At 64.2% G+C, this 22515-nt stretch carries 14 protein-coding genes and 1 pseudogene; 1 reads left to right on the top strand and 14 read right to left on the bottom strand.

Annotated elements, in window-relative coordinates; translation table 11 throughout:
- Nucleotides 1–140: 140 nt before the first annotated feature.
- The 9 genes and pseudogenes from DB459_RS14690 to DB459_RS14650 form a co-directional block, all read right to left on the bottom strand.
- The gene (locus DB459_RS14690; RefSeq protein WP_371926744.1) at nt 141–1280 is read right to left on the bottom strand and encodes a DegT/DnrJ/EryC1/StrS family aminotransferase; all 1140 of its coding nucleotides are present in this window, start codon (nt 1278–1280) and stop codon (nt 141–143) included.
- Complete coding sequence (locus DB459_RS14685) at nt 1277–2272, bottom strand: NAD-dependent epimerase/dehydratase family protein (RefSeq protein WP_253713570.1); 996 nt, start codon at nt 2270–2272, stop codon at nt 1277–1279. The genes DB459_RS14690 and DB459_RS14685 overlap by 4 nt, the downstream gene beginning before the upstream one ends.
- A 416-nt stretch (nt 2273–2688) precedes the next feature.
- Nucleotides 2689–3798 carry a DegT/DnrJ/EryC1/StrS aminotransferase family protein gene (locus DB459_RS14680; RefSeq protein WP_253706008.1) on the bottom strand — a complete coding sequence of 370 codons (1110 nt, stop codon included), beginning with the start codon at nt 3796–3798 and terminating at the stop codon, nt 2689–2691.
- A gap of 195 nt (nt 3799–3993) precedes the next feature.
- Nucleotides 3994–4224: pseudogene (locus DB459_RS27600) on the bottom strand (DapH/DapD/GlmU-related protein); the annotation flags it as partial.
- Nucleotides 4225–4477: 253 nt separating this feature from the next.
- Complete coding sequence (locus DB459_RS14670; protein WP_253706006.1) at nt 4478–5980, bottom strand: oligosaccharide flippase family protein; 1503 nt, start codon at nt 5978–5980, stop codon at nt 4478–4480.
- Between the two features lie 10 nt (nt 5981–5990).
- On the bottom strand, nt 5991–7055 hold the full coding sequence (locus DB459_RS14665; protein WP_253706005.1) for a Gfo/Idh/MocA family protein: 1065 nt from the start codon (nt 7053–7055) through the stop codon (nt 5991–5993).
- A 99-nt stretch (nt 7056–7154) separates the two neighbouring features.
- Nucleotides 7155–8417 (bottom strand): UDP-N-acetyl-D-mannosamine dehydrogenase, encoded by a 1263-nt coding sequence (gene wecC / locus DB459_RS14660; RefSeq protein WP_253706004.1) that lies wholly within the window; start codon nt 8415–8417, stop codon nt 7155–7157.
- Nucleotides 8410–9528 carry a non-hydrolyzing UDP-N-acetylglucosamine 2-epimerase gene (gene wecB, locus DB459_RS14655; RefSeq protein ID WP_253706003.1) on the bottom strand — a complete coding sequence of 373 codons (1119 nt, stop codon included), beginning with the start codon at nt 9526–9528 and terminating at the stop codon, nt 8410–8412. Before wecB ends, wecC begins: the two co-directional genes overlap by 8 nt.
- Nucleotides 9529–9531: 3 nt before the next feature.
- A complete protein-coding gene (locus DB459_RS14650; protein ID WP_305884131.1) occupies nt 9532–10326 on the bottom strand; it encodes a WecB/TagA/CpsF family glycosyltransferase in 795 nt (264 codons plus the stop codon).
- Between the two features lie 206 nt (nt 10327–10532).
- Here DB459_RS14650 and DB459_RS14645 point away from each other — a divergent pair, with 206 nt between their 5' ends.
- Nucleotides 10533–11426: a glycosyltransferase family 2 protein gene (locus DB459_RS14645; protein ID WP_253706001.1), complete on the top strand. Its 894-nt coding sequence runs from the start codon at nt 10533–10535 to the stop codon at nt 11424–11426.
- A 56-nt stretch (nt 11427–11482) separates the two neighbouring features.
- On the opposite strand, the gene DB459_RS14640 is transcribed toward DB459_RS14645, so the two are convergent.
- Genes DB459_RS14640 through DB459_RS14620 form a run of 5 tightly spaced genes read right to left on the bottom strand, consistent with a single transcriptional unit; the run spans nt 11483 to nt 22506 of the window.
- Complete coding sequence (locus DB459_RS14640) at nt 11483–12667, bottom strand: hypothetical protein (RefSeq protein WP_253706000.1); 1185 nt, start codon at nt 12665–12667, stop codon at nt 11483–11485.
- Between the two features lie 22 nt (nt 12668–12689).
- Nucleotides 12690–14120 carry an HlyD family type I secretion periplasmic adaptor subunit gene (locus DB459_RS14635; protein ID WP_253705999.1) on the bottom strand — a complete coding sequence of 477 codons (1431 nt, stop codon included), beginning with the start codon at nt 14118–14120 and terminating at the stop codon, nt 12690–12692.
- Nucleotides 14117–16360: a peptidase domain-containing ABC transporter gene (locus DB459_RS14630; RefSeq protein WP_253705998.1), complete on the bottom strand. Its 2244-nt coding sequence runs from the start codon at nt 16358–16360 to the stop codon at nt 14117–14119. Before DB459_RS14630 ends, DB459_RS14635 begins: the two co-directional genes overlap by 4 nt.
- The gene (locus DB459_RS14625; protein ID WP_253705997.1) at nt 16338–16673 is read right to left on the bottom strand and encodes a hypothetical protein; all 336 of its coding nucleotides are present in this window, start codon (nt 16671–16673) and stop codon (nt 16338–16340) included. The genes DB459_RS14630 and DB459_RS14625 overlap by 23 nt, the downstream gene beginning before the upstream one ends.
- A 10-nt stretch (nt 16674–16683) precedes the next feature.
- Nucleotides 16684–22506: a DUF4082 domain-containing protein gene (locus DB459_RS14620; protein WP_253705996.1), complete on the bottom strand. Its 5823-nt coding sequence runs from the start codon at nt 22504–22506 to the stop codon at nt 16684–16686.
- Between the last annotated feature and the right edge of the window lie 9 nt (nt 22507–22515).

Here is a 22515-nt window from a genome sequence, read left to right as displayed (position 1 = left end):
CTACCGCCTTCGCGGCAACCCTCTCATAGGCAGTTGCGAGACATAAGCCGCACTAGCTTCTTGATTTTGCTAGTGTCCTGATGTCTCCGAATGACCGTGCGAGGGTGAGGCAAATGAAGCGGTAATTCGGAGACAGGACACTAGCAGCCCAATTCGGCCCGCAGTGCAGTCGCGACCTGGACCTGATCGTCCTCGGTCATCTGCGCATAGAGCGGCAGCAGGATCGCATGATCCTGGGCGAGCTCGGATTGGCGCAGATCGTGGAGGCACACGGTGCCGGCATAAGGCGCTTCGCGGTGCGAGCACATGATTCCACGGCGCGTCGCGATGCCCTGGTCGAGCAGCTTCTGCATCACCGTCCGCTGCTCGACCCGCCCGGGCAGACGCACACAATAGCTCTGCCAATTCGACCGCGCCCAGTCCGGCTCGAATGGCAGGTGCAGGCCCTCGATATTGCCCAGCAGTTCGGTATAGCGGGATGCAAGCGCCCGGCGGCGCGACACCAATTCGGGCAGCCGCTCGAGCTGCTTGCGCCCGATCGAGGCCTGGATGTCGGTCATGCGATAATTGAAACCGACGACGACATAGTCCTCGAAGATCACCTTTGGCGAGCCGTGCCGGACGGTGTCGGGAACGCTCATGCCGTGTTGCCGCAGAAGCCTGAATTTGCGGTCGAGCTCGGCATCCGCCGTGGTGAGCATCCCGCCCTCCCCGGTGGTGATCACCTTGCGGGGATGAAACGAGAAGCAGGCGATCGCACCGTGCGGCCTGCCGATCCGGTCCCATTCGCCGTTGATGCGAATCTGGCTGCCCGCGGCGCAAGCCGCGTCCTCGATCAGGACGACCCCGTGACGGTTCGCCAGGGCGCCGAGCGCAGCGAGGTCGCACGGCATGCCCATCTGGTGAATGGCGATAATGGCGCGTGTCCGCGGCGTGATCGCCTCGGCCACCTTGACCGGATCTATGTTGTAGGTATCCGGGTCGATGTCGACGAAAACCGGCGTGGCGCCGCAATATCGGATGCAGTTGGCGGAGGCGATGAACGAATGGCTGGCGGTGATCACTTCGTCACCGGCCCCGATGTCCAGGGCGGTCAGGGCAAGATGCAGGGCGGTGGTGCAATTGGACACGGCGCAGGCATGCTCGGCGCCGACCAGAACCGCGAAGTCGCGCTCGAAGGCCGACACCTGCGGACCTTGCGACACCCAGCCGGACAGCACCGCCGCCCGGGCCGCATCGGCTTCGTCCTCCGCCAGCAGCGGCATCGCGATCGGGATCACGAGGCCACCGCCTCTTGCCGGCGCACGGCCGCGAAGGAGCCGCGTTCCGTCCGCCACCATTTGACGAGTTCGGCCAAACCCTGTTCAAGCGGCACGGTGGCGCGGAAGCCGAGCAGGCGCTCCGACTTTCCCGTGGAGGCGAGACGTCGCGGCACCGGATTGACCGATCGCTCCGGCGCGAATTCCGGCACCAGCTCGCGATGGCCCATCACCATCGACAGCGTTCTCGCCAGCTGCAAGAGACTGGTCTCGGTTCCGCTCGCCACGTTGAACACCTCATCGGTCGAATTGGCCCTGGCGCCGAGAATGTTGGCGCGGGCGACGTCGCGAACGTGGACGAAGTCCATGGTCTGCTGACCATCGCCGAAGATGATCGGCGGCAGGCCGGCCTCCAGCCTCTCCATCCAGCGGATCAGCACCTCGGTATAGCGGCCGTGGATGTCCATGCGATCGCCGTAGACATTGAAATATCTGAAGGCGACGTAGTCGAGCCCGTGCATGTCGTTGAAGGCGCGAAGAAGGCCCTCGTTGAACGCCTTGGCAGCCCCGTAGAGGGTCCGGTTATCATAAGGGTTCTGGCGCTCCGTGGTCGGAAACTCCTCGGCCATGCCGTAGACCGATGCCGACGACGCGGCGACGACCTTCTCGACATTGTGCTGGACGCAGAGCTCCAGCAGATCGAACGTCGCCTGCACCATAACCTCCATCGCGAGGCGCGGCTCGGCGGCGCAATGGGTGATGCGCAACGCAGCCTGATGGAAGACGATATCCGCTGCCCGGACCAGGGGGCCGAGCAGCTTGCCGTCGCGGATGTCGCCATGAACGAGACGGACCGGTCCGCGTGTCGACGCACGCTTGAGGTTCTCCGGCCGTCCTCTGACCATGTTATCCAGAGCGACGATCTCGATACAGCCCTCGTCGCACAACAGGTCCACGATATGCGAGCCGATGAACCCGGCTCCGCCGGTGACCAGAACGCGCTTCCCCTTCAGATCAGCCACGACGCTCTCCTGTTCTTACGCGGCTCCGAAACCGCTTTTTGACGACATGCGTTTCCGATCGAGACCTTGAAAATCGGATATCTAGTGTCCTGTCTCCGAATTACCGCTCCATTTGCCTCACCCTCGCACGGTCATTCGGAGACATAAGGACACTAGCAAAATCAAGAAGCTAGTGCGGCTTATGTCTCGCAATTGCCTACAGGGGCTTGCCGCAAAGGCGGTAGGCAATTGCGAGACGCCGCACTAGCATCCCGTTTCCAACGTTCGTATGCCTTTGCAGCAGACTGCTTCTACGAACGTTGGAAACAACGGGACACCAGCATCATTGTGTTTCTAGTGCGGTTTTGGATCTGACGCGCGTATGAAGAACTCGCCGCAAGACTGAAACGAGCGTCAGCTCCACCGCGCTAGGCCGCCTCGACCAACGTGATCTTCTCCAGTGTGCCGACGACCTCGGCCACCTGCGCCGGCTCGAGCTCGGGATAGATCGGCAGCGACAGGAACTCGCCGGCCAGCGCTTCGGTGACCGGAAAATCGCCCGCGCCGTGGCCGAGGCCGGCATAGGCTTTCTGAAGATGGACCGGAACGGGATAGTGAATGCCGGCGCCGACGCCGGCCTCGTGCAGCATCTTCAGCGTCTCGTCGCGGCGCGGCAGGCCGACCGCGTAGACGTGATAGACATGACGGCTGTGCGAGGGCGGCCGCGGCCGCATGAGGGGCGACTGCGCCAGCAGGCGATCGTAATGCGCGGCAACCGATCGGCGCGCCTGCGTCCAGGATTCGATATAGTCCATCTTGACGTTGAGCACCGCGCCCTGGATGCCGTCCATGCGGTAGTTGAAGCCGGCGACGACGTGATTGTATTTGGACTCCTGCCCCCAGTCCCGCAGCAGCGATATCCGCCGCGCGAGGTCGGGCTGGTTTGTGACGATCGCTCCGCCCTCGCCATAGGCACCCAGATTCTTGCCCGGATAGAAGCTGAAACAGCCGAGATCACCGATCGATCCCGCGCGGCGCCCCTTGTATTCGGCGCCGTGAGCCTGCGCAGCATCCTCAATGACAACGAGACGATGCCGGCGGGCGATCTCCATGATCGGATCCATATCGGCCATCAGGCCGTGCAGATGAACCGGAAGGATCGCCTTCGTCCGCGGCGTGATCGCGGCTTCAATCAACGCCGGATCCATCGTCCAGGTCACCGGATCGACATCGACGAACACCGGCCTCGCGCCGCTGTACAGAATGGCGGCAGTCGTCGCGACGAAGGTCATCGAGACCGTGATGACCTCGTCGCCAGGGCCGATGCCCGCCGCGAGCAGCGCCAGGTGCAGCGCCGAGGTGCCGCTGTTGACCGCCCGGCAGTGCGCGGCGCTGCAATAGGCAGCGAAGCGATTCTCGAAGGCGTCGACATCGGGGCCCAGCACGAATTGCGTGCTCTCGATGACGCGCATGATCGCGGCATCGATTTCGGACCTGATCTGGCGGTATTGAGCTTTCAAATCGAGAAGCGGTATCAAGGCCTTATCCTGTGTTGGCGCCCGGCCGCGCGGTTAATTTATTTAAATTCAATATTCCAATTAAATCAAATCACAAAAATAAACAAATGAAAACTGCTGTTCGCGCGAACTCGGTTTAATTCGTGGCCGTGGTCAACGGTTACGATGCGGCGTCGCGTACCGCCTCGATGAAGCCCCTGCCGTCGAGGCCGGGATCACACGGGCGGGGACTCCCGCCACGATCGCTTGAGGCGGAACGTCTTTGGTCACCACCGCGCCGGCGCCCACGATGGCGCCGGCACCGATCGTGATGCCGCTCAGAATGGTGGCGTTGGATCCGACCGAGGCCCCCCTGCCGACGCGCGTGGATTCCACGCTCCAGTCGGCCGGGCCCTGGGGGCGACCGTCCGCGGTGGTCGCCCTCGGGTATTTGTCGTTGGTGAACATCACGCCGTGGCCGATGAACACCTCGTCCTCGATGGTGACCCCCTCGCAGATGAAACTGTGCGAGGAGATCTTGCAGCGGGCGCCGATCGTCGCCCCGATCTGGACCTCGACGAAGGTCCCGATCCTGGTCTCGTCACCGATAGAACAACCGTAGAGGTTGACGAGGTCCGGATGAAAGATCCGCACGTCGCGGCCGAGTTGCACGTCCTTTGCGATCGCCATCGCCTCTTCTCCCGAGCGTTAGAGCAGGAATTCAACAGCCATCCCGGTCCGGCCGGCCGGATGACAGCGGCACGGGCACTCCGATGCGCCACGTGATGAACAATGCCTCGCCGGCTGCCATCTTCAGCTTCGGCAGCAACGGATGTTGCACCGCCACCAGCGCTGCAAGCCAGGCTGCCGCAGCTGCCGCGCAGGCGGCAACGACACCGGCAGCCTGGCCGATCACGCCGTAGTCGATCAGGGCGGCGCCGATCGCCGCCGCAACGCCGCTGCCGGCCGCGACCACACCGCTCTTCTGCGTCGCGCGGAGGATATCGATCGGCCGCAGCTCGATATGGCGGCCGACGAAATAGATCGCCACCGCAGCCTGGAACGGCAATGTCAGCAGCGCCGAGGCCGCCACCGCGCCGACGCCGAAGAAGGACGCTCCGAGAATGAGGAGCAGCGACGGCGGCAACGAGATCAGCGAGGAAACCAGCGCGTCGCGGACGCTGCCGGCCGCCACCAGGACGGGATAGGTCAGGCAGGCGGCGAACAGCGACAGATAGGCGATGCACAACAGACGCACCAGCGGAACCACTTCCAGCCACGTGGGGCCGAGCCACACGGCGATGATCGGCTTCGCCATCACCGCCACCAGGATCAGGAACGGCCAGTGCAGCACGGTCAGGAGCCCGATCGCATCGAGATAGATCCGCTTGAGGTCGGCGCCGGCCTTGGTCTGGGCGAAGATGGCAGGCATGATGACCGGGCTGATCACCTGGATGACCAGCTTGTCGAACACCTGGGTGACGTTGACGGCCCGGCTGTAGAGACCGACTGCGGCGAAATCCAGCACCCGCGCGAGAAACAGTTGGGGCGCCGAGTTGTACAATACGTTAATGAGAACGACGCCGCTCGAATAGAGACCGAATCTGACGACCTCCGGGAAGCCTTCCAGCGACGGCCGGAAAATCCGCAGATCGTCGCGTCCGGCCATCATATAGGCCGCCTGCACGGCGCTTCCGGCGACCATGCCCCAGATCGGTGCGAGATAGCTGTAGCCCAACGCCGCCAGCGCGATCGACGCCACGACAGTGGCGAAGTTGCCGGCAAGGTTTCCGCCGGCGATGACGCCGAACCGCATGTCGCGGCGGAGCAGCGCGATGATCGTCATCGAGAACGGCGTGATCAGGAAGTTCAGCGCGGCGACGGCGATCCCCGCCTCTATGCCGGCCTCGCCGAACAACGCCCCGAGCATTCCGCCCAGAAGATAGAGGCCGGCGCCGATCAAGGCGGATAGGCAGAACGTGACCGTAAATGCGGTGCGGACATTCGCGTCGGACAGCGAAACCTTCTGGATGATATAATTGGCGCCGCCGAACTCCTGCGACGATACCGCGACCACGGTGGTGACGGCGCCGACGACGGCATAGACACCGAACTCCTTGGGCGTCAGCAGCCGCGACAGGACGGCCGTCGAGACAAGGAACAGCAACAGGCTGGCATAACGCTCGGCCGCGGAAAAGAAGATGGAACGCTGGACTGAGCTCATCACGAACCGATCAGGCCGTAGCCCTGGCGGGCTCCCGGACGCTGCCGCGCGGATGCTTGAGCAGAACGGGCTTGCCCTGATCGGCGATCGAGCGCGACGCGGCTTCGAGCACTTCGATGACGCGCAGCCCCGACAGGCCATCGGACACCGGCGGCGTGCCGTTGCGGACGCAATCGATGAAGTGCTCCACTTCACTCTGCAGCGCCTCCTTCGCCGAAATGTGCGGCGCCCACATGTCCCCGGCCCGATAGCCGATCCGGAACTGATGAGCGTTCTCGGACGAGCCGTTCAGGGTGATGCCCTTGTCGTAGACCTTGATCTTCTCGGTCGGCTCCAGGTCGTCGTAGACGATCATCTTCTTGCTGCCGCCGACGAAGGTCTGCCGCACCTTGATGGGGGACAGCCAGTTGACGCTCACATGGGCGACGCATCTGCTCTGAAAGAACAACGTGATATGCGCCATGTTCTCCGGGGACCCGGCAACATGACACGACCCGGTCGCCGAGACCGCCACCGGGTCCTCGTCCAGAATATACTGGATGATCGAGATATCGTGGACAGCCAGATCCCAGATCACGTTGACGTCGCTCTGGAACAGGCCGAGACTCGAGCGGGTGCTGTCGTAGTAGTAGACCTCGCCGAGTTCATCGCGAAGCATCAGCTCGCGAATCTTCTGCACCGCCGGCGTATAGAGGAATGTGTGATCGACCATCAGCGTCAGCCCGCGCTGATCGGCCTCGTCGATCAGGCGGCGCACGAGATCCGCGCTGGACGCCAACGGCTTCTCGACCAGGACGTGTTTGCCGGCCCTGAGCGCCGCAAGGGCCAGCTCGTAATGGCTGTGCACCGGCGTGGCGATGGCAATGGCGTCGATGTCCGGATTGCTGAGCAGGTCGTCGTAGCGCTGGGTCGTCGTCGTACCAGGATAAAGCCGCTGAATCGCCGCGAGCTTACCCGGATCGAGATCGCTGACCCCGACGACGCTGGCCGAGGCGTTATTCGCGAAATTGCGCACGAGATTCGGGCCCCAGTAGCCGTATCCCACAATGCCGACACCTATCTGGCTACTCTGCATGCGCTGTCCTCTGCCCGTTCGAGACCGCAAGGTCTCCTTGTCGCTGGTTGAGCGCGGCCCGGTTCGCCCAACGCCGCCGATTTCCACTGCCTTGCCGGCTCAGGTCCGTACCGGCATGTCCTGCCAGATGCCCCGCGTATCGATGACGTCGAGGTGGCGTCGTTCCGCCAGCGGGATCATCTTGAATTCGTCGTGGTCGACGAGCACGATTGCGATTTCGCAGCTCCGCAGGGCCTCATCGATATTCATGAAGCCGACGCGATGGTCGGCTAGATCGGGCGGCAACCGCCTCAGATTCGGCTCGACGACCTTGACGCGCGGCCCGTATTTGGCGGCGAGATGCAACGCAACCTCCATGGCAGGGCTCTCGCGCAGATCGTCGATATTGGCCTTGAACGTCAGGCCGCAGCAGGCGACGTTCGCGTAGGGGTGATCGTCGATCAGCGCCTCGGCGCGCTCGATGATCCTGTGGGTCTTCTGATTATTGACGTCACGGCTCGTCCGCATCACCCGCGCGAGGTCTGGCGCGGAATCGATGATGAACCAGGGATCGATCGCGATGCAGTGCCCGCCGACGCCCGGGCCGGGCCGCAGCACGTTGACGCGGGGATGCCGGTTGGCGATGTCGATCACCTCCCAGACGTTGATATCGAACCTGTCGCAGATCAGCGACAGCTCGTTGGCGAAGGCGATATTGGTGTCACGGAAGGCATTTTCGGTCAGCTTGACCAGTTCCGCCGCGCGCGCCGTCGTCGCGACACAGGCGCCGCGGACGAACATCTTGTAGAAGCGCTGCGCCCGCCGGGTGCAGGCCGGCGTAATGCCGCCGATGCAGCGATCGTTGTTGATGAGTTCGGTCAGGATCCGGCCTGGAAGGACGCGCTCGGGGCAGTAGGCGACATAAACCGATCCGTCCTCCTTGCCGTTGGTGCCGACATGGAGGTCCGGCCTTCGCTCACTGATGCGCCTCGCTATTGCTTCCGTCGTTCCGATCGGCGAAGTCGATTCCAGAATGACGAGATTCCCCGGCGCCAGAACGTCGAGAATACTCTCGACGGCGGCGTTCACGCTGCTCAGATCCGGCCGATTGTCGCCATCGATCGGCGTCGGCACCGCGATGATGAAGACGTCCGCCGGCTGCGGCTTGGTGGCGGTCACCAGCGCGCCGCTCGACACCACCTTGGAGACGAGGCCGTCGAGATCCGGCTCCGAGATATGGATGGCCCCGGAGCCGACGGTCCGGACGACGTCTTCCTTGGTGTCGACGCCGACGACCTGCATCCCGCGACTGGCGATCAGGGCGGCCGTCGGCAGCCCGATATAGCCAAGTCCGATCATCACGACTTTCTGAAATTCAGGCATCGAGAAGGACCTTCACAATTCGCTCGCTGGCGCGGCCGTCGCCGAACGGGTTGTGGGAGCGAGCCATGGCCGAATAGGTCTCGTCATCGTCGAGCAGGCGGAACGTCTCCTCGACGATCCTGTCGTAGTCGGCGCCGACCAGGCGCGCCGTGCCGGCCTCCACACCTTCGGGTCGCTCGGTCGTCTCGCGCATCACCAGGACCGGCTTGCCAAAGGTGGGCGCTTCCTCCTGGACGCCACCGGAGTCGGTCAGCACCAGGTAAGAGAGCGACAGCAGGCTGACGAAATCGGTGTATTCCTGCGGCGATATCAGGATGACGCGGGGGTGGTTCGAAAGGTGCGCGGCGAAGATGTCGCGGACATTCGGGTTCGGATGAATCGGAAGCACCACGGCGACATCTTCCCTGGCGAGGATGGTCTGCAGCGCGTTGACGATGTTGAGCACGCCACCGCCGAAATTCTCGCGGCGATGGCAGGTCACCAGGATGATGCGGCGATTGCCGTGATGCTTTCTGATGTCGTCCCACCGCGAGGACAGGCAAGGGTCGGCCTCGACCATGGCCCTGGCAAGGATCAGGGCATCGACGACGGTGTTTCCCGTGACGTGGATACGCTCATTGGGCACGTTTTCCGCTCGCAGCGCCTGCGCGGCACGCTCCGTCGGCGCGAAGTGCTGGTCGGCGATCGAGCCGACGATCTTGCGGTTCACCTCCTCCGGCCAGGGAGCGTAGATGTCGCCGCTCCTCAATCCGGCCTCGACGTGCGACACCGGAATACGGTGGTAGTAGGCCGCGAGAGCACCCGTCATTGCGGTCGCGGTGTCGCCCTGGACGATGACCCGCGTCGGCTTCACCTGGTCGAGCACCTCGCCGATGTTGCCGAGCAGTCGCGCCGTGAGATGATCCAGCGTCTGGTTGGCCGTCATGACGTTGAGGTCGAAATCCGGAACCACGCGGGCAAGCTTGAGCACCTGATCGAGCAGCTGCCGGTGCTGCGCCGTGGCGCAGACCGTGATTGTGATGTCCTTTTCGGCCTTGAGGCGGTTGATCACCGGAAACAGCTTGATCGCCTCCGGACGGGTACCCAACAGGACGAGAAAATGCTTCTGCACGTCTCAGCCTCCGACCCGGCCCGCGCCGGGCGGAATCACGCGGTTCGCCCGCGGCGCGGCTCCGAGAATCTGGCGGATGACGGCCTGCGCCAGAATTCCGGCAAACAGCGTGTTGGTCCTGGCGTATCGCCACCACATCCGGCCCGGCTCCTGATAGACGCGGTAGAGCCACTCCAGTCCGAGCTGCTGCATGCGGGCGGGCGCACGCCGGACCTCGCCGGCGAGAATGTCGAATGAACCGCCGACGCCCATGATGAAAGGCACGCCGAGGACGTCGCGATGCGCCGCGAGAAACCGCTCCTTGCGCGGTGTCGGCATGCCGATGAAAAGGCAGTCGGCCCCGCTGGCCCGGATGTCGCTGACGACAGCGGCCTCGTCCTCGCGGCCGAAATAGCCGTCCTTGTACCCTGCCAGCACCAGGGAAGGATGACGCCCGCGAACACGCTCAACCGCCCGCTGCAGCACCGGCGGCGTCGCGCCGAGGAAATAGGGCTTGAATCCCTCAGAGGCGCAGACCGCGAGCAGCTCCGCAAGCAGATCGACGCCGGCAACGCGCGATTTGACCGGCAACCCGAGTGCCCGCGCGCCCCAGACGATCCCCATTCCATCGATGCTCACGACATCGCTGTTGGCCACGTCGGCAGCGAGCACCGGGTCGAGGCGCATGTTGACGAGCTTGGCGACATTGAGCGCGACGTGCTGCAAACGTTGACGGCTGCGCATCGCCCGGCGGGCGAGATCGACGGTCTCGGCCATGGAGAGGATGTCGACGGGGCACTCCAGGAACGACGCGCGCATCGCAACCCCCTGCAATTAAAGAGCAACTTGCTCTTGTATTTAAATTAATAATCGCGATAATACTCACGCAACATTTAATTGCAAGATTTATTTTGGCATTAAATCGAGGCCGCGCAGCTGCCCGGCAGGCTGTTGCGGCAGGATCCGCAGCAGAGCGGCGGCGCTCGCGGCTGGATCGGGCGATTTAAACCAGTGCAGGATTAAATATGACCAAGATCTCGGTGATTATTCCGCATCTCAACCAGCCCGACGGCCTCGAAACCTGCCTGTGCAGCCTCGAAGCGCAGAGCCTGCAGCGAGACCTCTTCGAGGTCATCGTCGTCGACAATGGCTCGCTGGCGCTTCCGACCGAGGTCGTCGCCCGCCATCCTGGCACGCGCCTGCTGCAGGAAGGACGGCCCGGTCCCGGTCCCGCCCGAAATACCGGCGTTGCCGCTGCAGCCGGCGACATCCTCGCCTTCATCGACGCCGACTGCCGCGCCCACCCGGGTTGGCTGGACAACGCCCTGAACGCGCTCCAGTCGTCCCTGCCGCGCACCGTGCTGGGCGGCGATGTGCGCATCTGGCATCCCGGAGACAGCAGTCTCACCGCCGTCGAGGCCTATGAGAGCGTCTTCGCCTATCGCTTCAAGCTCTACATCGAGCGGCACGGCTATTCCGGCACCGGCAACCTCGTGATGTTTCGCCGGGACTTCGACGCCGCCGGTCCCTTCGCCGGCATCGAGGTGGCCGAAGACATGGAATGGGGGCAGCGTGCCCGCGATGCGGGCCTGCGCTTCCGCTACGTTCCCGAGATGATCGTTTTCCACCCTGCCCGCGGCTCGCTTGACGAACTCTATGCCAAATGGGATCGGCAGATCCTGCACTATCGCCACATGGCGGACGGCAAGGCCGCCTGGCGACTGCGCTGGATTGCGCGCGCACTCCTCCTGCTCGCCTCGCCGGCCGCCGGCGCGATCACGGTCCTGACCAGCGACCGTATCAAGGGCTTCGTCACGCGATGGCGGGCCTTTGCCGTGCTTTGCGCCGTGCGCACGCACCGCGCCGCGGTGATGCTGACGCTGCTGCGAGGTGACCGATCGATTTCATGGAATCGCTGAGCGTTCGGCCGCTCGGTCCGCGATCCTCTCCGGACCGGACCTGAAGCTCGGCGGATTTAGGCCGGCGACACCGGCGGAACGAAAGCCTGATGATCGGCCAATTCCGGCAGATCGGAGCGCTGGCCGAACGACCACAAGATCCAGCCAAGCTCATAGCTGCGGCACTCGAGACGAAGACCGACCGCCGAGCTGTCGATCAGGTCCGAGTCACGCCCGAGATAGGCCTTCGCGGCCGCACGCAACATCCGCGGCAGCTTCGTCGTCAGCTCGCTCCGGCGGATTTGCGAGCGAATGCTCAAGCCCAGCTCGGGTACGAGCATCGATCGCTCGAGCTGATTGCGGCCCAGCACCCAGTTGAAACCCTTGATCAGGGCCTCCCGCGCGCCGTGGACATCGTACCGCTCCGCCCATTCCAGCAGGGCTGGCGCCATGCCGTACTGGTGGACCGAATAGACCTCGTAGAAGTCCAGCACGCGCCCGCTGACCGCATCGAAGAACCACGGCCACTCGCCGCGCGGCCCCTGCAATGCCATCAGCTTGCGGACGCAGGCCGACGCCATGGCGATCGCCAAGGGATCTCCAGCGACGTCGCCGTACTGATAGCAGGCGATCGACAGATAAACCTGGGTCGCGAACGACGCGAAACGCCGCCGCATTCCCGACGGGGCATCGAAGAACAACCCCGAAGGGCTGTGATAGCGTTGCCTGAGGAAGGCGAAGAGCGGCCCGGCGAAGCGGTACCACTCCTTTCGATCGGCGCGGGCCATCGCGACGATTCCGGTCAGCAGCATGCCGAGGTCCTGGGCGCGGAAATTCTCCCAGCCCGAGCGATTGTCCAGCAGCGCCTTCACCTCCCGCGCCACCTCCTCAGGAATCCCCAGTTCCAGCTCCGCGGCGGCCCACAGCGCCATGCCGTAGGCATATTTCGGCACCGGAAGGCTCACGAGCTGGCGCACGTTGCGCTGAAAGATCTCCGACAGACCGATGCTGTCGGGTATCTCGGCGGTCCGGGACATTCCGAGCAGAACGTTCAGCGTATAGAACACGTCGCTCTGCGGCAGCGACTGGTTTGGCGCCGCGCGTCCGTCGAGATGGTAGATATGCGACCAGCGGCCGTGTTGCGGCAGCCAGCAGTGGCGCAGGCCGCGCAGAGCATAATTCACCAGATGCGAGTTGCGCGTCGGCTCCGTCAGGCCGGCGGGCGCCATCAGTTTCACTCCGGCATCGGAACTGGTCTTCATCACGACAATCACCGTACGCTGGTCAGTATTCGCGGATGCTTTCGTCGAGTCCGCGAAGCAGGGGATAGAGGAAGTAGGAGATCACGCTGCGCCGTCCCGCCTTCATCTCGGCGGTCACCGCCATGCCCGGAATCAGCGGGACGCGCTCCGCCGGGAGCCGAAGATGCGCGTCGGACAGGTCGACCAGCACACGGTAATACGGAGCCGTCGCGCGGCGCGCACCTTCGGCTTTGGGATCCGGCGAGAATGCATCCTGGCTGATGACGCGCACTTCACCCCTCCCCGTGCCGTACTTCTGGAACGGGAAGGCCTCGAACTTGATCCGGACCGGCTGGCCGACCGATACCTGGCCGATATCCCTGCCCTCGACGTTGACTTCAGCCTGGAGTGCCACATCGCGGGGGACCAGCACAAACAGCGTCTCGGCCTCGCGAACCACCGAGCCGACCGTCCGATTGGCGATCTCGAGCACGACGGCATCGGCCGGCGCCTTGAGCACGATCAGCTGCCGCCGCAGCTCCACCTTCTTGAGATCTTCTGCGGCACTGTCGCGCTTGGCCAGGGTCTCGACCAGATCCTGATAGGCGGTGCGGCGGAAGTCCTCGGCGAAGACGTTCTGATCGGCGCGGGACTTGTCGACCCGGTGAGCATTGTCGGCGATATTCCCCCGCACCCGGGCCAGATTGCTTTCCACTTCGAGGCGCGCGTCGCGCGAGAGCAGGAAATTCAGCTTCGAGCCGACCTCCTTGTCCATCAGTGTGCTGCGCATGGTCTCGATCGACCTCATGGTCTCGAGCCGCTGCACCAGCACCGCCTCCTCGTCCTGCGCGGTCTTGAGATTCGCCTGGGCGGACGCGATCTGCGCGTCGTAATTCTGTATCTGGGCGTCGTAGCCCATCCTGCGCTGCAGGAACATCTTGCGTTGCAGGACCTCGTCGCCGCTGGCGCCGACGCCGACCACGTAATCCTGGCCGGCCAGTTCGGCCTTCAGACGGTTGATCGTCGCATCGAATGCGGCGACGCGGTTGCGCAACTGATCGAGGTCCGCCTGGGAGAAGGTCGGATCGAGTGTCGCCAGCACATCGCCGCGGTTGACCCGATCACCGGCCTTGACGTGAATTTCACGGATGACGGAGGTTTCCAGCGGCTGCACCACGAGATTGGGCCGGGTCGTGATCAGCTTTCCCTGGGCCGTGACGATCATGTCGACATGCGACACCGACGCCCAGGCGACGGCGGCCAGGATCAGCGCCACGACACAATAGAGCGTCAGACGCGCCACGCGCGGCGGCGTCCGCTCCTCGATCTCGATGGCATCGGTCTGGAATTCCGCGATCAGCGGCGAGCGGAGCGGAGCCGCCCGGAACAGCGATCGGCGCCGCCGCCCGGCCGGCTGCGGCGATGCCTTCTTCCCGGTCATTGCGTCGGCGCCGGATTTGTCTGCCCTGGTCATGCGATCTGCTTCGTCTGCTGGTTCCAGAGATGCCTGTAGATGGTGCACTTCGACAGCAGCCGGTCATGGTGGTCGACGTCGACGATGCGGCCGCGATCGATCACCAGGATCTCGCTGGCATCGGTGAGCATGGACAGCCGGTGCGAGACGATGATCACGGTCCGCCCGGCCGCGATACGACGCAGGTTGCGCCGGATGATCATCTCGCTCTCCGAATCCAGCGCGCTCGTTGCCTCGTCCAAGATCAGGATGCGCGGGTTGACGATCAGCGCCCTGGCGATCGCCAGCCGCTGCTTCTGGCCTCCCGAAAGATTGGAGGCGTCCTCCTCGAGCATGGTGTCGAAGCCGCGCGGCAATCGCTCGATGAACTCGTCGGCCCCGGCGAGCTGCGCCGCCCGGACCACCTCGGCGAAGGTCGCGTCTCGCTTCACGCAGGCAATATTCTCGCGCACCGTACCGCGAAACAGGAAATTGTCCTGGAGCACGAGACCGAGATTGCGGCGCAGGTGAATAAGATCGAGCTCGCGGGAATCGTAGCCGTCGACCCGCAGCAGGCCCTGCTGGACCGGATACATGCCCGAAATCAACCGCGTCAGCGTCGTCTTGCCGGAACCGCTGCGGCCGACGATGCCGAAGATCGATCCGGGCGCGATCGAGAAGGAGACGTCGTCGAGCGCCGGCGCCGCGTCCGGGCCATAACGGAACGAGACATTCTCGAATTCGATCTTGCCGACGAGATCGGGCCGCAGCCCGTCGCGCCGACCATCGCGCTCAGGCTTCTGGTTCATCACCTCGCCCAGCATCTTAACCGCGAGGGCGACCTCCTGATATTCGTGGACCATCGTCACCATCTGCACCAGTGGCCCCGAGACGCGCCCGGCCAGCATGTTGAACGCGACCAGCGCGCCGATGGTCATCTCGCCGCTGAAGACGTCGAGTGCGCCGAGTGCGATGATCCCGAGCGTCATCAATTTTTCGAGAAACCCGGTCAGCGACTGCGCCCCGGCCGAGATCTTCTCGACCCCGAACCGCATCGTGACCGACTGGGCACAACGGTCGTCCCACACCTTGCCCTGCAGCGGCTCCATCGCCAGCGACTTCACCGTGCGCATGCCGTGCACGGTCTCGACGAGCAGAGCCTGACGCGCGCCTTCGGCCTGGTAGAGCTCGTAGAGACGGCGCCGGAATGGTCCCATCAGCAGCGCGACGACCGCGCCGCTGAGCGCCGTGAAGGCCAGCACCACACAGGTCAGCTTGATGCTGTAGAGCGCGAGAACGGGAATGAAGACGACCAGCGACAGCGCATCGAGCGTGGTCAGGAACAGCCGGCCGGTCAGGAATTCGCGAATCCGGGCGGCCTGCTGCATGTGCTTGACCAGCACCCCGGCCGAAATATGCTCGAAGAAAGTCACCGGAAGACCGAGCAGGTGTCCGAACGTCTTGGTCGCAACCCGGATGTCGACCTTGTTGGTCGCATACAGCAGAAGGTAGCGGCGCAGGAATCCGAATATGGCGTCGAACGCAAGCGCAGCCGTCGCTCCGGCGGCGAGCACATAGAGCGTCGTGAAGCTTTCGTGGACGAGGACCTTGTCGATCACGAGCTGGAAGAAGATCGGGAGCGCGAGACCGAGCGCATAGAGCAGGATCGCGGCGATGGCGACGTCGGCAAACAGCCGCCATTGGCGCAGCAGTTCGGGGACGAACCACCGCAGCCCGAAGGCGGGTCGTCCATCGGCAGACCGGCCGTTGCGCTTGACAAGGATGGCTTCGCCGCTCCACCGGCCGCAGAACAGATCCTTGCCGACGATCAAGGCCTCGTCCTGCCGTTCAGCAAGCGGATCGAAGATGCTGACGGCCTCGGTGCCGTCAGCCGCCTCGCCGGCGCCGAGGACGACGATCCAGTTGCCGTTCTTCAGTCGGACCAATGCCGGATAGGCCTCGCCCAGCCGGAACAGAGCTCCCCAATCGAGCCGCGCATTCCGGGCGCGCAGTCCGCCATCCTTCGCCATTCGCAGCAACAGGTTCGTCGCGATCGGCGAGCCGGCGACCACATAGGCGTGCTGCAGCCGGTCGGCCGGCAGATCGACCCCATGATGGGCCGCGACCCTGGCGAGGCATTCCAGCGCCGTTCGCGACGCCGGACCGGGCGCCTCATCGACAACGGCTGGCGCCTCGTCGACGACTGCTGCGGACGGCGCTTCGCCGACGTCTTCGATCTCAGCGGAAATTGGTTGAGACATTCGGTGACCGTGGGCTGTTCGGAGCTGTCGGACCGCGCTCTGCGGACGAACCGATATTGACCGGATCGGCCGACGGCCGCGGCTGGTTGCGCCGGACGATCCCGGCATCGACCAGGCCCTGGAGCGCGTTCTGCATCACGTCGACCGAGTTCGCGAACGCCTCGACCGAAAAGATCAGGCGTTGGCGGAATACCCGTTTCGGGAGATTGTTGGCGTCCCGCTCCGTCAGCGACAGAGTGATCAGATCGACGCGCACGATCGACCCGCCGACCGTGATCTCTTCCACTCCATCCGTGTAGACTTCGTCGTGCATCGCGCTATTCCTATGCTGCCAACTGCGCCTTGAAGACCACGTCGACGCCGTAGCTCGTGGAATTGAAGCTGTTGGTGGGGAAGAGGCTCGAGCTGCCATAGGCATAGACGCCGTTGCCGCCGCTGCTCGAGCTCGATGGCGCCGTCAGCGGACCGTTGGTGAGCGCGGTCGCCAACAGGTTGGGATCTGCCGAGTAGTCGCCGTTGGTATGGTAAGAAGCGACATAGGTCGTCCCGGCGGTGACGGCCACCGGCGTGGCGAAGTTCACCTGCTGCCAGCCGCTCGCCGTTTCGTTGCCGAAGGTCGCGCTCGCCAGCAACGTGCCGGTGGGGCTCCACACGTCTGCAACGTGGGTTCCGGTGTTTTGCGGCCCCTTGTAGAACCGCAGCCCGGTGATCTCGCCGTTCGAACTCGACTGGAACTTGACGCCGAGCTCAACCGCACTGGGATCGTTCACCGTCGCGATCGACGGCGCGGTGGACGGATTGAACAGGCTGTACGTCGTCGGATCGTTGACCAGCAGGGATGCGCTGGCCGACGCCGTTCCGCCAGCGGTGTCCGCGATCGAATAGGTAAAGCTCGCCGCTCCGGTATAGCCCGCGGTCGGCACGAAGGTGACCGACTGGGTGTTGGCATCGTAGCTGACGCTGCCATTGCTCGGGTTGGCGACGCCGGTGATCGACAATGCAAGGCCCTGCGGATCGGTGTCGTTGGCGAGCAGCGCCGACGCCGCGATGGTGACCGAGCCGTTCTCGCTGGCGACGAAGCCGCTGTCGTTGTTGGCAAGCGGTGGCGCCGCCGTCTTGGAATAGACGACGTCGACCCAATAGTTGGTGGCGTTGTAGCTTTTGGTCGGGAACAGGCTTCCCGTCCCGTAGCCGTAGACGCCGTTGCCGCCCGCCGGAGCGGTGAGGTCGCCGCTGACCAGCGAGTTGGCGAAATAGCCGCCGTCGGCGGAGTAGTTGCCGTCGGTGTGATACGAGGCGATATAGGTCGTGCCGGCGGCAATGGTTACCGGCGTTGCGAAATTCACCTGTTGCCAGCCGCTCGCGGTCTCGTTGGAGAAGCTCGCGGTGGCGAGCAGAGTCCCGTTCGAGCTCCACAGGTCGGCAACGTGCGAACCGGTATTCTGCAGCCCCTTGTAGAAGCGAAGGCCGGTGATCACCCCGGAGGCGTCGGCCGTGAATTTGACGCCCAATTCCACCGAGTTCGGATCGTTCACGGCCACGACGCTCGGGCTCGAGCGCAGGCTGAAGAGGCTTTCGGTCGCGGGATTGTTGACGAACAGCGAGACGCCGGCCGAGGCCGCGTTGCCGCCGGTATCGCTGATCGTGTAGGTGAAGTTAGCCGTTCCGGTGTAGCCGGTCGTCGGCACGAAAGTGACCGTCTGCGTGTTGGGATCGTAGGACACCGTCCCGTTCTGCGCATTACTGACACCGGTAATCGAAATGGGCAGGCCGGCTGAATCGGTGTCGTTGGCGAGCAGCGCCGAAGCGGCGATCGAAATCGAGCCATTTTCGTTGACGACGAAGCCGCCGTCGGCATTGGCGATGGGCCGGCCGGATCCGTCGAACACGACGTCGACCCAGTAATTGGTTGATTTGTAGGTGTTGGTCGGGAAGATGTTTCCCGATCCGTAACCGTAAACGCCGTTGCCCGCGGCAGGCGCCGTCAGTTCGCCATTGGTCAGCGACGACGTGAAATAATTCGAGGTGGCGGAATAGTTTCCGTTGGTGTGGTAGGAGGCGACATAGGTCGTGCCGGCAGTGATCGCCACCGGGCTGGAGAAGTCGACTTCCTGCCAGCCGCTCGCCGTCTCGTTGGTGAAGGTCGCTGTGGCAAGCAGCATTCCGCTCGAACTCCAGAGATCGGCGACGTGCGTACCGGTGTTCGCGGATCCCTTGTAGAATCGCAGGCCGGTCAGCATCCCGTTCGCCGACGCGGTGAACTTGACGCCGACTTCGACCGAACTGGTGTCACCAGAATTGGCGGTGCTGGGCGTATCGTTGGTGCCGAACAGGCTTTGCGCGGCGATCGGATAATTGACATTGAGCGAAACGTGGCCGGAGCTGCTGGCACCGCTCGTGTCGGTGATCGTATAGGTGAAGTTCGCAGCCCCCGCATAGTTCGCCGTCGGGGTGAAGGTCACGGTCTGGGTCTGGGCGTTGTAGCTCACCGTTCCGTTGACCGGACCGCCGACGCCGCTGATCGAGAACGACAGGCCGGATGGGTCGGTGTCATTGGCGAGCAACGCCGACGCCGGGATGTTGAGAACGCCGTTCTCGGTCACCGAAAAGCCGCTGTCGTTGTTCGCCTGTGGCTGCTGGCTGGTGTCGTTGAAGACGACGTCGACCCAGTAATTGAAACCGTTGGCGATCGCGACGCTGCCGGGGAAGATCGGTCCGCTGCCATAGGCATAGACGCCATTGAGGCCGCCGCCGGTCGCCGTCAGCGCACCGGTCGTATGCCCGGCGTTGTCGAAATAGAAAGCAGTCGTCGAATAGTTGCCGGTATCGGTGTGATAGGAGGCGATATAGGTCGTGCCGGCCTGAACGCGGACCGGGGTTGCGAAATTGACCTGCTGCCAGCCGCTGGCGGTTTCGTTGGTGAAGGTTGCACTCGCGAGCAGCGTGCCGTTCGACGTCCAGAGGTCGCCGAGATGCGTGCCGGTGTTCTGCGATCCCTTGTAGAATCGAATTCCGGTGATTTCGCCCAAGACCGAGGTGACGAATTTGACGCCCAGCTCCACCGCCTTGGGGTCGTTATTGGTGACGACGGCCGGGGTGTCGGTGGGACTGAAGATCGAAAGGTTCGAAGACGGCATGACCGTGTAGGAGACGCCCGCGCTGGGCGTTCCCAGGTTCAGACTGTCATCGATCGCCCTGCTCTCGATGTTCAGCGTCCCTGGAGCGCCGGCGAGGAAGGTGTAGGACCAATTCACATTCGAAGCGCCGACGGTGCTGGTGGCCGGATGCCATGTCTTGCCGCCATCGGTGGAGACTTCAACCCCGCCGATCACGCCGCCGACGTCGGTGGCGGTGCCGGTGACCGTGATCGACTGGCCCTCGACCACGCTTGTGGTCGAGAGTTTTTTTACGGTCGAGGTCGGCGCGGTATGGTCCGTCGTCTGCGACGCAATCACCAGGCTGGCCTGTATCGTCGCCGGCTGCACGCCCATGTCGGCGAACAGGTTGATCATCGCCTGCTGGACATTCGGATCGATCGGGGTGGGCGTGCCCAGCAGCTGATCGTGGTTGGACGAGAGGCCCCATGACCAGAACACGGTGCCGGCTCCAAACACCAGCGCGCCGCTCACCGGATCGCGAAACTCGACGAGGTTGTGGGTCGCGGTGCCGTTCCCGGTCGTATTGCCGTAATCGAGCAGGTAGGTGTCGACCTGCAGGGTGGTCGACGACAGATCGACCAAGCCGGCCGGCCGGAAGCCGTTGTCGGGCGAGGAGTCCCATTCGTAGCCGAGGAGGTTCTGCACCAGCGACGCCGTCTGTCCGGGCGCGGTGCCGGCGATCGACGTGCTCCGCCAGAAGCGCAGCTGCGTCATCCCATACGGGATCGTCATCGTGTCGGTGCGGTCGGAATCCACCTGGAAGACCGTGCCCGTCAGCGAATTGGAGGGAATACCCGAAAGGCCGCCGCTCGAGGTGAAGCGGGCGTCCATGAATGTTCCCGTCGCCGTGCCGGTCGGATCGATCACCGCGTTGGCGTGGGTGTCCTTGTAGGAGACGAGGGTCCGGTTCGCAGAGCCGCTGGCATCGATGCTCGGCGCGAGCCGCGTCTGCCAATAGACCTCGTTGCCGCTCAGGAACATCAGGTTGACGCCAGCGTGGCCGGCCGCCTGGACGTTGTTGTACTGGCTATCGGTCCAGTATTCGTCGTGACCGACATCCATATAGACCTGGTGATTGAGCAGCAGCGATCCGTTGGTCGCAGCATCGATCCCCGAGATGTACGAAACGTCGTAGCCATTCTGCTCGAGCCAGTAGATCGCCGGATACTCGGCCGAGAACACCATGTCGTTGGCGGTGCCCGACAGGCCGCCGTCGCGCGTGGTGATCGGACGGTTGTAGCTGACGGCATAGGCTGCGCCGTGGAGTCCGGGCCCATTGCCGGCGTAGAGATTGGCGCCGCCCCACGGATTGTAGGCCTGCCAGGTCTGATCGTCCGTCTGGAAGACGATGGCGCTGTGCGAGGCATCGTTGCGGATCACGAACGGGATCTGGAAGATCTGCGTGCCGTCGATGACGTTGGCGATGTAGACGCCGGATACGGCGGTCGTCGGCACCGTCCAGGAGTCGGTCACGCTCCAGTTGCCGGCGTCGACGAGGCCGGTCGAGGCGTCCGTCAACGGGTTGGGCTGAACCACCGATGTGGCCGCCTGATGCTGCAGGCTCGTGACGAGTCTGGCGCCGTCGCCGCCGTAATAGCCCAACCGATAGATATCGATCTGGTAGTTCGGGTTGCCCGTCAGATTGTCGATCTTGAACTGGACCGTACCGCCGAGATTGGTGCTGATCGCCGTCGTGAAGCCCTGGATCGTCGTCGAGTCCTTTCCCGGCGCGATCCGCCAGATGCTCTGGGGCGTTCCCGCCAGCTGATTTTCGGCCACGATCGAATTCGTCGTGGTGCTGGTGGTGGTGGTGGTGGTGGTCGTCGTGGTCGTGGTGGTCGTCGTCGATGTGCTGGTCGTCGCCGGGGACGTCGTCGTCGGCGTGGTCGCGGTCGAGGTCGAGGTCGACAGCAGCGTCGGACTTGCGAGCAGGGTCGAGCTTTGCGAGATGGTTGAGCTCGATGATGGCGTCGTCGAGGTGTCGCGTGTCGACGACGAGGACGTCGACAACGACGATGGGGTTGTCGTGGTCAGCGTGCCGCCCTGCGCCATCGGCGCCAGCGCCAAGCTGCCGAAATCCGGCGGGCTGCTCGACCCGATCCGCCTCGGCGGCGCCGTGTCGTTTGCCGACTGGCCGGTCGAACCGGTCGTATCGCTTCCAGTCGTCGACGATTGCACCGGGACGGCCGGCGTCAGGCCGAATCCATGATCAGGTATCGGCCCCGCCGCGGCCCTCGAGCCATCACCCGGGGACGATCCGAACGCACCCCCCATCGGCCCGGGCGACGCGGCGGAAAACGCGTCGTTGGGATCGACCGCAGCGGAAGCCGCCGTCAGGTCCGACGCGGTAAGCCCCAGATCCAGCAACAGGGCGACGGCGAACGGCGCGAGGGATAAATCGTCCCTGGTCGCCCCGGCCGCTTTGAAGCCGGGGGTGGGCAGATCAGGGCCAACGACGATCAACACCTCACCGGCAAAGGCCTGGTCCGCGCTGCCATAGCGCAGCAGAGAAATCTGTCCGGCCGCCGCGGCAGCAGCGCTGAAGTTCAGTCCGGCCAGCTGGGCCACGGTGATCGCCTGCCCGCGGGTCACGGCGGTCATGCCATCGGCCAGGAACACCGAACCATTGGCCGGCAACTCGGTGATCACGACCACGCCGTCCGCGGCCGAACGCGCCAGGAGTTCGGGATCAAGCGGCAGCGGAAGGCGTCCACGGCCTTCCGGGGCATACAGCACGCCCCCGCTCCAGGGCATATCGGCCGAGCCGGTTGGCGTCGACGCGAATGTGACGGCGGCAAGTTCCGCCGCGGTCATCGTCTCGCCGAGGCTCACCGGCGTCCGCCCGTCGCGCTTGAATACAACGCCATGCGGCGGCAGCGCAGCGACCACGGCCATCAGGTCCTCGGCGGTGTAATCCGCCCCAGCGCTCGACAGCGGAGATTGCGCATTCTCACCGGTGGACAAACCGGTCGGGTTCTCTCGCAACATGGCCAATGC

Origin of the sequence: Bradyrhizobium sp. WD16, assembly GCF_024181725.1 — a bacterium.
Lineage (GTDB): Bacteria > Pseudomonadota > Alphaproteobacteria > Rhizobiales > Xanthobacteraceae > Bradyrhizobium_A.
The sequence above is the reverse complement of the archived record's forward strand: the minus strand, read 5'-3'. Positions and strand labels throughout refer to the sequence as shown.

Bases quoted from the DNA above. Each gene is read 5' to 3' on its own strand.
- DB459_RS14670 (WP_253706006.1), bottom strand. From the start codon at position 5,980: ATGAGCTCAGTCCAGCGTTCCATCTTCTTTTCCGCGGCCGAGCGTTAT.
- DB459_RS14665 (WP_253706005.1), bottom strand. From the start codon at position 7,055: ATGCAGAGTAGCCAGATAGGTGTCGGCATTGTGGGATACGGCTACTGG.
- wecC (WP_253706004.1), bottom strand. From the start codon at position 8,417: ATGCCTGAATTTCAGAAAGTCGTGATGATCGGACTTGGCTATATCGGG.
- DB459_RS14650 (WP_305884131.1), bottom strand. From the start codon at position 10,326: ATGCGCGCGTCGTTCCTGGAGTGCCCCGTCGACATCCTCTCCATGGCC.
- DB459_RS14645 (WP_253706001.1), top strand. From the start codon at position 10,533: ATGACCAAGATCTCGGTGATTATTCCGCATCTCAACCAGCCCGACGGC.
- DB459_RS14640 (WP_253706000.1), bottom strand. From the start codon at position 12,667: ATGAAGACCAGTTCCGATGCCGGAGTGAAACTGATGGCGCCCGCCGGC.
- DB459_RS14635 (WP_253705999.1), bottom strand. From the start codon at position 14,120: ATGACCAGGGCAGACAAATCCGGCGCCGACGCAATGACCGGGAAGAAG.
- DB459_RS14630 (WP_253705998.1), bottom strand. From the start codon at position 16,360: ATGTCTCAACCAATTTCCGCTGAGATCGAAGACGTCGGCGAAGCGCCG.
- DB459_RS14625 (WP_253705997.1), bottom strand. From the start codon at position 16,673: ATGCACGACGAAGTCTACACGGATGGAGTGGAAGAGATCACGGTCGGC.
- DB459_RS14620 (WP_253705996.1), bottom strand. From the start codon at position 22,506: ATGTTGCGAGAGAACCCGACCGGTTTGTCCACCGGTGAGAATGCGCAA.